The sequence below is a fragment of the Vibrio sp. 2433-A1 genome (assembly GCF_056726085.1).
This window is the reverse complement of the sequence record NZ_JBRESC010000027.1, coordinates 1-12,639: the sequence shown is the minus strand read 5'-3', so window position 1 is coordinate 12,639 and position 12,639 is coordinate 1. Positions and strand designations below refer to the sequence as shown.

General features: G+C 45.2%; 15 protein-coding genes. 13 read left to right on the top strand and 2 right to left on the bottom strand.

Features of this window, described 5'->3' with window-relative positions:
- The first annotated feature begins 28 nt into the window (after positions 1 to 28).
- From hflX to ACU01J_RS19445, 4 genes are all read left to right on the top strand, one after another.
- The gene (gene hflX, locus ACU01J_RS19460; protein WP_004415845.1) at positions 29 to 1,318 is read left to right on the top strand and encodes a ribosome rescue GTPase HflX; all 1,290 of its coding nucleotides are present in this window, start codon (positions 29 to 31) and stop codon (positions 1,316 to 1,318) included.
- A gap of 45 nt (positions 1,319 to 1,363) precedes the next feature.
- Positions 1,364 to 2,551 carry an FtsH protease activity modulator HflK gene (gene hflK / locus ACU01J_RS19455; RefSeq protein ID WP_481087181.1) on the top strand — a complete coding sequence of 396 codons (1,188 nt, stop codon included), beginning with the start codon at positions 1,364 to 1,366 and terminating at the stop codon, positions 2,549 to 2,551.
- Positions 2,552 to 2,553: 2 nt separating this feature from the next.
- A complete protein-coding gene (gene hflC / locus ACU01J_RS19450) occupies positions 2,554 to 3,531 on the top strand; it encodes a protease modulator HflC (RefSeq protein WP_481087180.1) in 978 nt (325 codons plus the stop codon).
- A 71-nt stretch (positions 3,532 to 3,602) separates the two neighbouring features.
- Positions 3,603 to 3,788 carry a DUF2065 domain-containing protein gene (locus ACU01J_RS19445; protein ID WP_481087179.1) on the top strand — a complete coding sequence of 62 codons (186 nt, stop codon included), beginning with the start codon at positions 3,603 to 3,605 and terminating at the stop codon, positions 3,786 to 3,788.
- 26 nt (positions 3,789 to 3,814) lie between these two features.
- Here the strand turns inward: ACU01J_RS19445 and ACU01J_RS19440 are convergent, their stop codons facing one another.
- Positions 3,815 to 4,042, bottom strand: coding sequence for a SlyX family protein (locus ACU01J_RS19440; protein ID WP_053441738.1), 228 nt, complete (start codon positions 4,040 to 4,042; stop codon positions 3,815 to 3,817).
- 19 nt (positions 4,043 to 4,061) lie between these two features.
- Positions 4,062 to 5,042, bottom strand: a complete 981-nt coding sequence (locus ACU01J_RS19435; RefSeq protein ID WP_481087178.1) for a WD40 repeat domain-containing protein — start codon at positions 5,040 to 5,042, stop codon at positions 4,062 to 4,064.
- Between the two features lie 130 nt (positions 5,043 to 5,172).
- Here ACU01J_RS19435 and fkpA point away from each other — a divergent pair, with 130 nt between their 5' ends.
- The 9 genes from fkpA to tuf all read left to right on the top strand — a co-directional run bounded on the left by fkpA (position 5,173) and on the right by tuf (position 12,638).
- Positions 5,173 to 5,955, top strand: a complete 783-nt coding sequence (gene fkpA, locus ACU01J_RS19430; RefSeq protein WP_481087177.1) for an FKBP-type peptidyl-prolyl cis-trans isomerase — start codon at positions 5,173 to 5,175, stop codon at positions 5,953 to 5,955.
- Positions 5,956 to 6,141: 186 nt separating this feature from the next.
- The gene (locus ACU01J_RS19425; protein WP_481087176.1) at positions 6,142 to 6,864 is read left to right on the top strand and encodes a helix-turn-helix transcriptional regulator; all 723 of its coding nucleotides are present in this window, start codon (positions 6,142 to 6,144) and stop codon (positions 6,862 to 6,864) included.
- Positions 6,861 to 7,256, top strand: coding sequence for a sulfurtransferase complex subunit TusD (gene tusD, locus ACU01J_RS19420; protein WP_481087175.1), 396 nt, complete (start codon positions 6,861 to 6,863; stop codon positions 7,254 to 7,256). The genes ACU01J_RS19425 and tusD overlap by 4 nt, the downstream gene beginning before the upstream one ends.
- Complete coding sequence (gene tusC / locus ACU01J_RS19415) at positions 7,253 to 7,609, top strand: sulfurtransferase complex subunit TusC (protein WP_481087174.1); 357 nt, start codon at positions 7,253 to 7,255, stop codon at positions 7,607 to 7,609. The genes tusD and tusC overlap by 4 nt, the downstream gene beginning before the upstream one ends.
- A gap of 7 nt (positions 7,610 to 7,616) precedes the next feature.
- Entirely contained in the window at positions 7,617 to 7,892 is a 276-nt protein-coding gene (tusB, locus tag ACU01J_RS19410) for a sulfurtransferase complex subunit TusB (protein WP_481087173.1), read from the top strand.
- A 188-nt stretch (positions 7,893 to 8,080) separates the two neighbouring features.
- Positions 8,081 to 8,455 (top strand): 30S ribosomal protein S12, encoded by a 375-nt coding sequence (gene rpsL / locus ACU01J_RS19405; protein ID WP_004399892.1) that lies wholly within the window; start codon positions 8,081 to 8,083, stop codon positions 8,453 to 8,455.
- A 118-nt stretch (positions 8,456 to 8,573) separates the two neighbouring features.
- A complete protein-coding gene (gene rpsG, locus ACU01J_RS19400; RefSeq protein WP_004415829.1) occupies positions 8,574 to 9,044 on the top strand; it encodes a 30S ribosomal protein S7 in 471 nt (156 codons plus the stop codon).
- Positions 9,045 to 9,200: 156 nt separating this feature from the next.
- On the top strand, positions 9,201 to 11,300 hold the full coding sequence (gene fusA, locus ACU01J_RS19395; RefSeq protein WP_481087172.1) for an elongation factor G: 2,100 nt from the start codon (positions 9,201 to 9,203) through the stop codon (positions 11,298 to 11,300).
- Between the two features lie 153 nt (positions 11,301 to 11,453).
- Positions 11,454 to 12,638, top strand: a complete 1,185-nt coding sequence (gene tuf, locus ACU01J_RS19390) for an elongation factor Tu (RefSeq protein WP_481087171.1) — start codon at positions 11,454 to 11,456, stop codon at positions 12,636 to 12,638.
- The last annotated feature ends 1 nt before the right edge of the window (position 12,639 follow it).

Genomic DNA, 12,639 nt, shown 5'->3' with positions numbered 1-12,639 from the left:
CCTATTTAGTTTTTAAGGAGTTGATTGCTTGTTTGACCGTTATGAAGCCGGTGAGCGAGCCGTACTTGTTCATATCAACTTCACGCAAGAAGGGGAGTGGGAAGATCTCAGTGAATTTGAGATGCTGGTCTCTTCTGCTGGCGTTTCTACGTTACAAGTTGTAACAGGAAGTCGCCAGTCACCACACCCTAAATACTATGTCGGAGAGGGTAAAGCCCAAGAGATTGCACAAGCCGTGCAATTGGCTGGTGCTGATATTGTGATTTTTAATCACTCCCTCTCTCCTGCCCAAGAACGTAACCTTGAAGCGTTGTGTAAATGTCGCGTACTAGACCGTACTGGTCTAATTCTTGATATCTTTGCTCAGCGTGCCCGTACCCACGAAGGTAAGCTACAAGTCGAACTTGCTCAGCTACGCCATATATCTACTCGATTGATTCGTGGTTGGACACACCTTGAAAGACAGAAAGGTGGTATTGGTTTACGTGGTCCAGGTGAAACTCAGCTAGAAACTGACCGACGTTTATTGCGTGTACGTATTAAGACGATATTACGTCGTTTAGAGAAAGTGGCTAAACAACGTGAACAAGGTCGCCGTGCAAGAAGTCGAGCGGAAATCCCGACTGTTTCCCTCGTGGGTTATACCAACGCCGGGAAGTCGACGCTGTTTAACCGAATCACCGAAGCGGGTGTTTATGCTGCTGACCAACTGTTTGCTACTTTGGATCCTACTTTGCGTAAGATCGAGCTTTCAGATGTCGGTCCGGCTATTTTGGCTGACACGGTAGGTTTCATTCGACACTTACCACACGATTTGGTTGCTGCGTTTAAAGCAACACTTCAAGAAACGCAAGAAGCTGACATTTTGTTACATGTTGTTGATGCCAGTGATGAGCGTTTTCGTGAGAATATTCAAGCTGTTCATGAGGTACTAGCTGAAATCGATGCGGATGAAATTCCGGCGTTGGTTGTCATGAACAAGATCGATAACCTCGAAGGTCAGAACCCTCGAATCGATAGGGATGACGAAGGTGTCCCTCAAACGGTTTGGGTTTCAGCAATGGAAGGCAAGGGGATTGAACTCTTGTTTGACGCGCTGACTGAACGTTTGGCAAGTCAAATGGTTCAGCACCAAATGCGAATTCCGCCACAACATCAAGGCAGACTTCGTAGTACATTCTTTCAGATGAAGTGTATTCAACGAGAAGAATATGACCAAGAAGGTAACCTGTTGATTGAAGTTCGAATGCAACAGGCGGATTGGTCTAGACTTGAAAAAAGAGATGAGGCAGTTTTACGTGACTTTATAGTTACTTAAATGACTGCTACAGTATAACGTCATATCAAATGATGGAGCTTTCTAATGGCGTGGAATGAGCCTGGTAATAACAACGGCAACAATGGCCGCGATAATGACCCTTGGGGTAATAACAATCGTGGTAACAAAGGTGGCCGTGATCAAGGACCGCCAGACTTGGACGAAGTATTTAATAAACTAAGTCAGAAACTGGGTGGAAAGTTTGGTGGCAAAGGTGGTAAAGGATCGTCTATTGGTGGCGGTGGTGCACTAGGTTTTGGTGTTATCGCAGCAATCGCAATAGCTATTTGGTTCTTCGCCGGCTTTTACACTATCGGTGAAGCTGAGCGTGGTGTGGTACTACGCCTAGGTAAATATGATCGCGTGGTCGATCCTGGTCTTAACTGGCGTCCTCGTTTTATTGACGAGTATGAGGCCGTTAACGTTCAGGCAATTCGTTCTCTTCGTTCATCAGGTCTAATGCTGACTAAAGATGAAAACGTTGTGACGGTTGCAATGGATGTCCAGTACCGTGTTGCAGACCCATACAAATACCTATTCCGCGTAACGAACGCAGACGACAGCTTACGCCAAGCGACCGATTCTGCGCTACGTGCTGTTGTGGGTGACTCTTTGATGGATAGTATCCTGACAAGTGGTCGTCAACAGATTCGTCAAAGCACGCAAGAAACGCTGAATGAAATTATTGATAGCTACGACATGGGTGTTGTCATCGTTGACGTCAACTTCCAGTCTGCACGTCCACCTGAGCAAGTTAAAGATGCATTCGATGATGCTATCGCGGCTCGTGAGGATGAGGAGCGTTTCGAACGTGAAGCAGAAGCTTACCGTAACGATATTCTTCCTAAAGCGACAGGTCGTGCTGAGCGTCTGAAGAAAGAAGCTCTGGGTTACTCTGAGCGCGTTGTAAACGAAGCATTGGGTCAAGTAGCTCAGTTTGAAAAACTACTACCTGAATATCAAGCGGCTCCAGAAGTTACTCGTAACCGTCTGTACCTAGATACGATGGAAGAAGTTTACAGCAATACTTCTAAGGTTCTGATCGATTCAGAGTCAAGTGGCAACTTACTCTACTTGCCAATCGACAAGTTAGCGGGCGAAGGTCAAACTCAAACTAAACGTAAAGCGAAAACAACATCGGCTTACGACCAAATTGAGCTTGAAACTCAGTCAAATGACACAACTTCAGACTCGCAATCTCGTACAACTGGTTCACGTCAAGGGAGATATTAAGAATGCGTAAGTTAATGATCCCTGTATTAGTCGTAACGATTGCATTGCTGCTGATGTCAGTATTCGTTATCCAAGAGGGTGAACGAGGCCTAGTTATCCGATTCGGTCGTGTCTTAGATGACAATGGCGTATCGAAGATCTACGAACCTGGCCTTCATTTCAAAATGCCTCTGTTTGACCGTGTGAAAACACTTGATGCGCGTATTCAGACAATGGATGGCCGTTCTGACCGTTTCGTAACGTCAGAGAAAAAAGACGTTATCATCGATACTTACGTTAAGTGGCGTATCGAAGACTTCGGTCGTTTCTACCTGACAACTGGCGGCGGTAATGTACTAACGGCTGAAGCGCTGCTTGAGCGTAAAGTGACTGACGTTCTTCGTTCTGAAATCGGTGCACGTGAAATCAAACAGATTGTGTCTGGTCCACGTAATAACGATGTTCTACCTGATAGCGTAGACAGTGAAGAAGTAACAACAGAAGCGGCAAAAGAAGCACTAGAGATTGATGGTGAGCGTGACAAGATCATGGCAAATGTACTGGAAGGTACACGTGACAGTGCGCTAACGGACTTAGGTGTTGAGATTGTTGATTTCCGTATGAAGAAAATCAACCTTCCTGATAACATCAGTGACTCTATCTACAAGCGTATGCGTGCAGAGCGTGAGTCGGTTGCTCGTAAACACCGTTCTCAAGGTCGTGAGCGTGCGGAAGTGATCCGTGCACAAGCTGAACTAGAAGTGGCAACAGTTCTTGCTGAAGCAGATAAGACAGCACGTGTAACACGTGGTGATGCGGACGCGAAAGCAGCAAAGATCTACTCTGATGCTTACAATAAAGATCCTGAGTTCTATGGCTTTATGCGCTCTCTGAAAGCGTACGAGAAATCGTTCAGCAACAAGAGTGACATTCTAGTATTGGATCCGAAGAGTGACTTCTTCCAGTACATGAATAACGCCAACGGTGCACCAGCGAAGTAATGGCTATTCAGTTATGATTAAGGCTCCTGATGGAGCCTTTATTTTTGGTTTCTAGTACAAGTAGGTTAACTATGTCGAATTCATTATGGTTGGCATTTGGGGTAGTACTTATCGTCGAAGGATTAGGCCCACTGATCGCACCTAATGGCTGGCGCCGTATGGTTGCTGAGATGAGTCAACAGTCTGACAACCAATTACGTCGAATTGGCGGCTGTCTGGTCGTTGCTGGAGCTGTTATTGCTTATATATTTAGTTAGCCTTGGAATCGCTAAGTGGTCACTCACTAGTAGTGAGGAGGTGGTGTCTCTTCAGATTGATCGGCAAGATTTGAAGAGTCCATGTTTTTTACTTTGCCAACTACGTATTTCATCTGATCGCGCATCTTGGTGATCAGTAGCTGCTGCTGGCTCAGCGCATCATTCAATTCTTCAATAGTTTGCTCTTGGAAAGCTAACTGACACTCTAGGTCATTTACACGGCTTTCTAACTGTTCAATTCGCTTTTCTGTCATCGTTAACGGTTCTTCGTTGTTAATAGTCCACGTCCCAAGCTTGAGCTATCCCAGCGGATGTGCCGGTAATGACGCGGTTCTGGCTATCAAAGGCTGCATCATACACCACTGCGCGAGGAGGGCGAGTATCTTTTAGCGGCTCGGCTTCGAAACCATCGACCCTTTTACCGCTTTGAGTGTCCCAAACCATGATTCGGCTTGAAGGTGTTCCTGTGACTAAGTACTTGCCGTCATCGGAAAAACGCGCAGTAGAGAAAATAAGTTGGCGTGAAAAACTACTCAGTTGAGAGAGTTTCTTTCCGGATGGGAGCTCCCATATGATCGCTTGGTTACCACCGTCAGAAGTAAATGCTAACTGACCATCACGCTGTAAGGCCACACGATTGACTCTTTGTTCATGCTCAAAGGTGTGAATAATTTGCCCAGTATCAGTGTTCCAAAGGTATGCTTTATAGTCGTTTCCTCCTGACAGAGCGAAGCGGCCATTGGGAGAAAGAGCCACCGAATTAATTTTTTCATTGTGAGCAAGGAACTCTAGACGTCGTCCGGTGACTAAGTTTACGTAGATGGCTTTGCCATTTGAGAGGCCGAGTAATACTTGGTCCCCGTTACTTGCAATATCAATGTCACGGATTAATCCATCAGAAATAGACCATAAGCCTTGCGCTTGAGTCCAAGCTAAATCCCATACGGCAAAGTTTATTTGGGTTGCGGTGACGGCAAAGCGTCCATTATCCGAGATTCGAATTTGTGAAACGGTGCTCGATTGCGGATCTTGTGGGCCTAGAGAAGCAAGCTCTTGACTCTCAATAAGATCCCAAAGAACTAACTGGTGTTCTCTGGAGTAGAGCAGGGCAAAGCGTGCATCCCGGCTGAGTGCAAAGCTAGTAGTGCCTTGAGGCTCGATGGTCCAACGTTGTGCATCTTGGGTTGAGAAAAAACACCCATTTAACGAAAAGATGACAACAGCAATGATTAGTGAGTTAAAAATTATACGCATTAAGTTCAAATATCCGTTTGTTTACGTTTAATTAAAATGCATATTGGTTATATTGGTACAACATGCGAATGTGTACCAGTCTTTCTTAAAGAACTGTGCACAAAGACAAAAGTCTCAACTGGAGAGTTAAATGAAATCATTTTTTAAAGTGTCACTGCTTGCTGCAACTGTAGCACTAGCTGCTGGCTGTCAAAAAGAAGAACCTAAAACAGATGCAACACCTGCAGCAGAGCAAGTACAAGCAGAAACAGGCAAAGCGGTTCACTTTAAAACAGAAGATGACAAAGCGGCATACGCAATTGGTGTCTCTTTTGCCAATTACCTCAATACAAGTTTAGATAAGCCAAGTGAGATTGGTATTGAGCTAAATAAAGATCTTGTACTGAAAGGTATTGAGCACGTATTTGCCGGTAAGCCGGAGCTAAATGAAGAAGAAACTCGTGCTGCTCTCGAGTCGTTGGACAAGCGTGTTGCTGAAACAATGAAAAAGCAAGCCGCTGAAAAAGCCGCTGCAGCGAAGAGCAAAGGGGATAAATTCCGTGCTGAGTTTGAAAAACAAGAAGGCGTAGTAAAAACGGATTCTGGATTGCTGTATCAAGTAATTACACCAGCAAAAGGTGAGAAACCAAAAGAAACCGATACCGTTCAAGTGCACTATAAAGGTACTTTGATTGATGGTACTCAATTTGATAGTTCTTACGATCGTGGTGAACCAGCTACCTTCCCACTAAACCGTGTAATTCCTGGTTGGACTGAAGGCGTTCAGCTAATGTCTGTCGGTTCTAAGTTCAAGTTTGTTATTCCGCCAGAGCTTGCATACGGTGAGCAAGATACGCCGACTATTCCTGCAAACTCTACCCTAGTGTTTGAAGTTGAACTGCTGAAAATCGATAACGGTGAAGCAGCTAAATAAGCTTAAATAGTGAACATGTTAAAGGCTTGGATGATTCCAAGCCTTTTTTATTTCTCGCTATGATGAAATATAACTAACGAATTTTTTGTTCTAAATCACTAGATGACAGGTTAGCTAGGTGTGCTATTCAAAATTTCTGATAAACTTACACCAATTTGTTGATTTTTCGCTCTAAGGCTCAAAGAAGTGACAACTACAGAAACAGTAAACACGGATATGCTGCTCGAAATGGAATCTGTTAATGTGATGCCATTTAGTGAGCACGACAAAATTATTCTTAGATCTTATGAAGCTGTCGTCGATGGGATTGCGAGTCTCATCGGTCCGTTTTGTGAAATCGTTCTTCACTCGCTTGAAGACTTGAATACCTCAGCGATTAAGATCGCCAATGGTGAAAACACCGGTCGTCAAGTCGGTTCGCCAATCACTGACTTAGCACTAAAAATGCTGCGTGATATCGAAGGTTCAGAGCGCAACTTTTCTCGTTCGTATTTTTCCCGAGCGAAAGGTGGCGTATTGATGAAGTCGATCACAGTCGCTATCCGCAACGGTGAAAACCGCGTGATTGGTTTGCTTTGTATTAACGTTAATCTGGATGCACCTTTTTCTCAGGTTTTGCAATCGTTCATGCCAACCGAAGAGGCCAAACAAGCCGCATCGTCGGTAAACTTTGCAAGTGACGTTGAAGAGCTGGTGGATCAAACGGTTGAACGTACGATTGAAGAAATCAACGCCGATAAGTCAGTGTCGAACAATACTAAGAATCGTCAAATCGTGATGGAGCTATACGATAAAGGTATCTTCGATATTAAAGATGCGATTAACCGTGTAGCCGATCGCTTGAATATCTCTAAGCATACCGTTTACCTCTATATTCGCCAACGTAAAACTGAGGATGAAGAAAGTTGAGTCAATTGACTTATACCTTAGTGGTGAATGGCTCGGTCTACGGCAGTCAATCTGCGCGTAGTGCCTATCAGTTTGCTCAAGCTGTGATAGCTAAAGGGCATACCTTGGTTAGCGTTTTCTTTTATCAAGATGGCGTAACGAATGGCAGCGCGTTGACCGTCCCTGCCAATGACGAATTTGACCTCGTTAAAGCGTGGCAAGAGCTTGCTCACGAACACAATGTTCGTCTTGAAACCTGTGTTGCAGCTGCTTTGCGTCGTGGCATTGTCAGCCAGGATGAAGCGAATCAGCATGGCTTGAGTCAAAGCAACTTAGCGCAAGGTTTTCATCAAGCGGGTTTAGGTAGCTTGGCGGAAGCGATGTTAGTTCAAGATAGGGTAGTACAGTTTTGAGTCAGTTAACGTATCTCTTCCGTAGTGCACCTCATAGCCTTTCCTCGGGCCGCGAAGGGGTTGATGCTTTGCTGGCGGCTTCAGCGTACTGTGAAGACATCAGTGTCATCTTTATGGGCGATGGCGTCTATCAGTTGCTACATGGCCAGCAAACGGCAGATATATTAAGCAAAGACTACTCGCCGATGATGAAGCTATTTGATCTCTATGATATCGAGCAAGTCTTCGTCTGCCAGAGCTCTCTGGAAGAAAGAGGCTTAGCGCAAGCTGATTTGGTCATTGATGCTCAGTCACTGACGCATCCTGAGATAAGTGAACTGCTTCATAGCGCTGGTAAATTACTTACATTCTAGGTGTTTCATGCTCCATATCGTTAAAAACATACAAGCGTTAGAAGAGGTGGTTTCTGTCTTTAGTGACGGCGATAGCTTGATTCTTATTGAGCAGGCGGCGTTTGCTGCTAACCCTCAGCATAAGGCATATCGTCAAATCCAGGGGCTGGATATCTCTGTATTGGTCAGTGATGCCAAAGCTCGTGGTATAGAAAATCGAATCAGCTCAAATATTACGCTTGTCGATTATGATGGTTTCGTTGAATTGACCGTCACACACGCAAATTCGGTGACTTGGGAGTAGCCGAATCTCACCGCTCACTTTGTGTCGTCGTATGTTTACGCTTTTTGCTCAGAGTTGAGCAAAAAAGATCCGTATATTTCTTGACACACCTCTCACTGCTGAATAGAATTTTGCGTCCCTAACTGCCACTAGTAGTTAGGGATAGATTTTTCACAAAGCTTACTTTCAAGTAAATCAGGAGCTAGTTAATGGCAACTATTAACCAGTTGGTACGTAAGCCTCGTGCAAAGCAAGTTGTTAAAAGCAACGTGCCTGCACTAGAAGCGTGTCCACAAAAACGTGGTGTATGTACTCGTGTTTACACTACTACACCTAAAAAACCTAACTCGGCACTACGTAAAGTTTGTCGTGTACGTCTAACAAACGGTTTCGAAGTAACTTCGTACATCGGTGGTGAAGGTCACAACCTTCAAGAGCACTCAGTTGTTCTAATCCGTGGCGGTCGTGTAAAAGACCTTCCGGGTGTGCGTTACCACACAGTACGTGGTGCACTAGACTGTGCTGGCGTAAATGACCGTAAACAAGGTCGTTCTAAGTACGGTGTGAAGCGTCCTAAGTCTTAATCGTCTTTTCTTTTAAAGAGAAGCGTTAAGTAAGGCCAAACACTAAAATTAAATTTTAATTTTTGAAGAAACTGAAAAGTTTTGGATAACCTGAAGAATAAGACAACGGAGAAATTCCATGCCACGTCGTCGCGTCATCGGTCAGCGTAAGATCCTTCCAGATCCTAAATTCAAATCTGAATTGCTGGCAAAATTCGTTAACATCCTTATGGTTGACGGTAAAAAATCTACTGCAGAGAAAATTGTTTACACTGCACTAGATGCAATGGCTGAGAAATCTGGTAAAGATCACTTAGCTGTATTTGAAGAAGCTCTTGAAAATGTTCGCCCAGCGGTAGAGGTTAAATCTCGCCGTGTAGGTGGTTCAACTTACCAAGTACCTGTAGAAGTACGTCCGGTTCGCCGTAACGCACTTGCTATGCGTTGGTTGGTTGAAGCTGCGCGTAAGCGTGGTGAAAAATCTATGGCTCAACGCCTAGCTGCTGAAATGCTAGACGCGTCTGAGAACAAAGGTACTGCGGTTAAGAAACGTGAAGACGTTCACCGCATGGCTGACGCAAACAAAGCGTTCGCACATTACCGTTGGTAATACCTTTCTGTGCCGCAGGGATCCCTGCGGCGCTACTCTAGTTCCTATGCGCAAGCCTAGGAACTATTGCTATATCTAGGGGTAAGGAAAATTGCGTTATGCAGTCCTAAAATCTACTAGAGATAGCAATAGTCCCTAATTCAAGAGGATTCAATCGTGGCTCGTAAAACACCTATTGAGCGCTACCGTAATATTGGTATCGTCGCTCATGTAGACGCAGGTAAGACAACCACAAGTGAACGTATTCTGTTCTATACTGGTCTTTCTCATAAAATCGGTGAAGTGCACGATGGCGCTGCAACCATGGACTGGATGGAGCAGGAGCAAGAGCGTGGTATTACAATCACCTCAGCTGCAACTACAACTTTCTGGCGTGGTATGGAAGCGCAATTCCAAGACCACCGCATCAACATTATCGATACCCCTGGACACGTAGATTTCACAATCGAAGTAGAGCGTTCACTACGCGTACTTGATGGTGCGGTTGTTGTGTTCTGTGGTTCATCAGGTGTTGAACCTCAATCTGAAACTGTATGGCGTCAAGCAGACAAGTACCACGTTCCACGTATGGTGTTTGTCAACAAGATGGACCGTGCAGGTGCTGACTTCCTACGCGTTGTTGATCAAATCAAAAACCGTCTTGGTGCGAATCCTGTTCCAATTCAACTTAACGTTGGTGCGGAAGAAGACTTCAAGGGTGTTATCGACCTGATCAAGATGAAGATGATCAACTGGAACGAAGAAGACCAAGGTACAACCTTTACATACGAAGATATTCCAGCTGATATGCTAGAAATCGCTGAAGAGTGGCGCAACAACCTTGTTGAGTCTGCTGCAGAAGCGACTGAAGAGCTAATGGATAAGTACCTTGAAGAAGGCGAACTGACTGAAGCAGAGATCAAACAAGCTCTACGTACTCGTACACTAAACAACGAAATCGTACTAGCCACTTGTGGTAGTGCGTTTAAAAACAAAGGTGTTCAAGCGGTACTAGATGCAGTCGTTGAATACTTGCCTTCACCTGTAGATGTTCCTGCGATTAAAGGTATTGATGAAAACGAAAATGAAGTTGAGCGTCACGCAGACGACAACGAACCGTTTTCAGCACTTGCATTTAAGATCGCAACTGACCCATTCGTAGGTACGCTAACCTTTATGCGTGTTTACTCTGGTGTCGTGAACTCAGGTGATGCGGTTTACAACTCGGTTAAGCAGAAGAAAGAACGCTTTGGTCGTATCGTACAGATGCACTCAAATAAGCGTGACGAAATTAAAGAAGTCCGTGCGGGTGATATCGCCGCTGCGATTGGCCTAAAAGACGTGACTACAGGTGATACGTTGTGTGACCAGAACCATAAAGTGATTCTGGAACGCATGGAATTCCCTGATCCTGTTATTCAGATCGCGGTAGAGCCTCGCTCTGTTGCCGATCAAGAAAAGATGGCTATTGCACTAGGTAAACTAGCGGCAGAAGATCCATCTTTCCGTGTCGAAACGGACGACGAAACGGGTCAGACTCTGATTTCTGGTATGGGTGAGCTTCACCTAGATATCATCGTTGACCGTATGAAACGCGAATTCAGCGTTGACTGTAATGTAGGTAAACCTCAGGTTGCTTACCGTGAAACGATCCGTGGAAGTGCGGAAGTTGAAGGTAAATTTGTTCGTCAATCTGGTGGTCGTGGTCAGTACGGTCACGTATGGATCAAACTGGAGCCATCTGAACCTGGCGAAGGTTTTGTCTTTGTTGACGAAATTGTGGGTGGTGTGGTTCCTAAGGAATACATCAGCTCGGTATCGAAAGGTATCGAAGAGCAAATGAATAGCGGTGTGGTAGCGGGTTACCCGGTACTAGATATTAAAGCAACGCTGTTCGATGGTTCTTACCACGATGTTGACTCTAACGAGATGGCGTTTAAGATCGCCGGTTCGATGGCATTCAAGAAAGGTTCGCTTGAAGCGCAACCTGTGCTTCTTGAGCCTATGATGAATGTTGAAGTAACGACTCCTGAAGATTGGATGGGTGATGTTGTTGGTGACCTTAACCGTCGCCGCGGCATGATCGAAGGTATGGATGACGGTGTGGCGGGTATTAAGATCGTCCGCGCTCAAGTACCTCTATCTGAGATGTTTGGTTACGCAACTGACCTACGTTCTGCAACTCAAGGCCGTGCGTCTTACTCTATGGAGTTTAACGAGTACGCTGAAGTACCGAAAAACTTTGCAGATAAAATCATTGCAGCGCGTGGTTACTAATGAAACGTCTTGATCTGAAAAAAGTCTGGTTTTTTTTGAAGATCAATGCGTCCAAATATTGCGCTGACTGACGTTGGCGCATAAAATAGCAATTTCTGGCGCGTCTCGATCAATTCGGATCGTGGCGAATCATAACTAGGAAGGAACACGATCGTGTCTAAAGAAAAATTTGAACGTACTAAACCGCACGTTAACGTTGGTACTATCGGCCACGTTGACCACGGTAAAACAACTCTAACTGCTGCTATCTGTACTACACTTGCAAAAGTGTACGGCGGTGTTGCGAAAGACTTCGCATCTATCGATAACGCTCCAGAAGAGCGTGAGCGCGGTATCACAATCGCTACTTCTCACGTAGAGTACGACACTCCATCACGTCACTACGCACACGTAGACTGTCCAGGACACGCGGATTATGTTAAGAACATGATCACAGGTGCTGCACAGATGGACGGTGGTATCCTAGTTGTTGCTGCAACAGATGGTCCAATGCCACAAACTCGTGAGCACATCCTACTAGGCCGTCAGGTTGGTATCCCTTACATCATCGTATTCATGAACAAATGTGACATGGTTGATGATGAAGAGCTTCTAGAGCTAGTAGAAATGGAAGTTCGTGAACTTCTATCTGAGTACGACTTCCCAGGTGATGACCTACCAGTTATCCAAGGTTCTGCACTAGGCGCACTAAACGGCGAAGAGCAGTGGGAAGCGAAAATCGTTGAGCTTGCTGAAGCACTAGACTCTTACATCCCAGAGCCAGAGCGTGCAGTAGACCAACCATTCCTACTACCAATCGAAGACGTATTCTCAATCCAAGGTCGTGGTACAGTAGTAACTGGCCGTATCGAGCGCGGTATCCTAACTGTAGGTGACGAAGTAGAAATCGTTGGTATCAAAGAAACGACAACGACTACATGTACTGGTGTTGAAATGTTCCGTAAGCTGCTTGACGAAGGTCGTGCAGGTGAGAACGTTGGTGCACTACTACGTGGTACTAAGCGTGATGAAGTTGAACGTGGTCAAGTACTTGCTGCACCTGGTTCAATCAACCCACACACTAAGTTTGAGTCAGAAGTATACGTACTTTCTAAAGACGAAGGCGGCCGTCATACTCCGTTCTTCAAAGGCTACCGTCCACAGTTCTACTTCCGTACAACTGACGTAACTGGTGATATCTCTCTACCAGAAGGCGTAGAAATGGTAATGCCTGGCGACAACATCCAAATGCAAGTAGAGCTAATCGCTCCAATCGCAATGGATGAAGGCCTACGTTTCGCTATCCGTGAAGGTGGCCGTACAGTAGGTGCTGGTGTTGTTGCTAAGATCTTCGACTAAT

Bases quoted from the DNA above. Each gene is read 5' to 3' on its own strand.
- hflK (WP_481087181.1), top strand. From the start codon at position 1,364: ATGGCGTGGAATGAGCCTGGTAATAACAACGGCAACAATGGCCGCGAT.
- hflC (WP_481087180.1), top strand. From the start codon at position 2,554: ATGCGTAAGTTAATGATCCCTGTATTAGTCGTAACGATTGCATTGCTG.
- ACU01J_RS19445 (WP_481087179.1), top strand. From the start codon at position 3,603: ATGTCGAATTCATTATGGTTGGCATTTGGGGTAGTACTTATCGTCGAA.
- ACU01J_RS19440 (WP_053441738.1), bottom strand. From the start codon at position 4,042: ATGACAGAAAAGCGAATTGAACAGTTAGAAAGCCGTGTAAATGACCTA.
- ACU01J_RS19435 (WP_481087178.1), bottom strand. From the start codon at position 5,042: ATGCGTATAATTTTTAACTCACTAATCATTGCTGTTGTCATCTTTTCG.
- fkpA (WP_481087177.1), top strand. From the start codon at position 5,173: ATGAAATCATTTTTTAAAGTGTCACTGCTTGCTGCAACTGTAGCACTA.
- tusB (WP_481087173.1), top strand. From the start codon at position 7,617: ATGCTCCATATCGTTAAAAACATACAAGCGTTAGAAGAGGTGGTTTCT.
- rpsL (WP_004399892.1), top strand. From the start codon at position 8,081: ATGGCAACTATTAACCAGTTGGTACGTAAGCCTCGTGCAAAGCAAGTT.
- rpsG (WP_004415829.1), top strand. From the start codon at position 8,574: ATGCCACGTCGTCGCGTCATCGGTCAGCGTAAGATCCTTCCAGATCCT.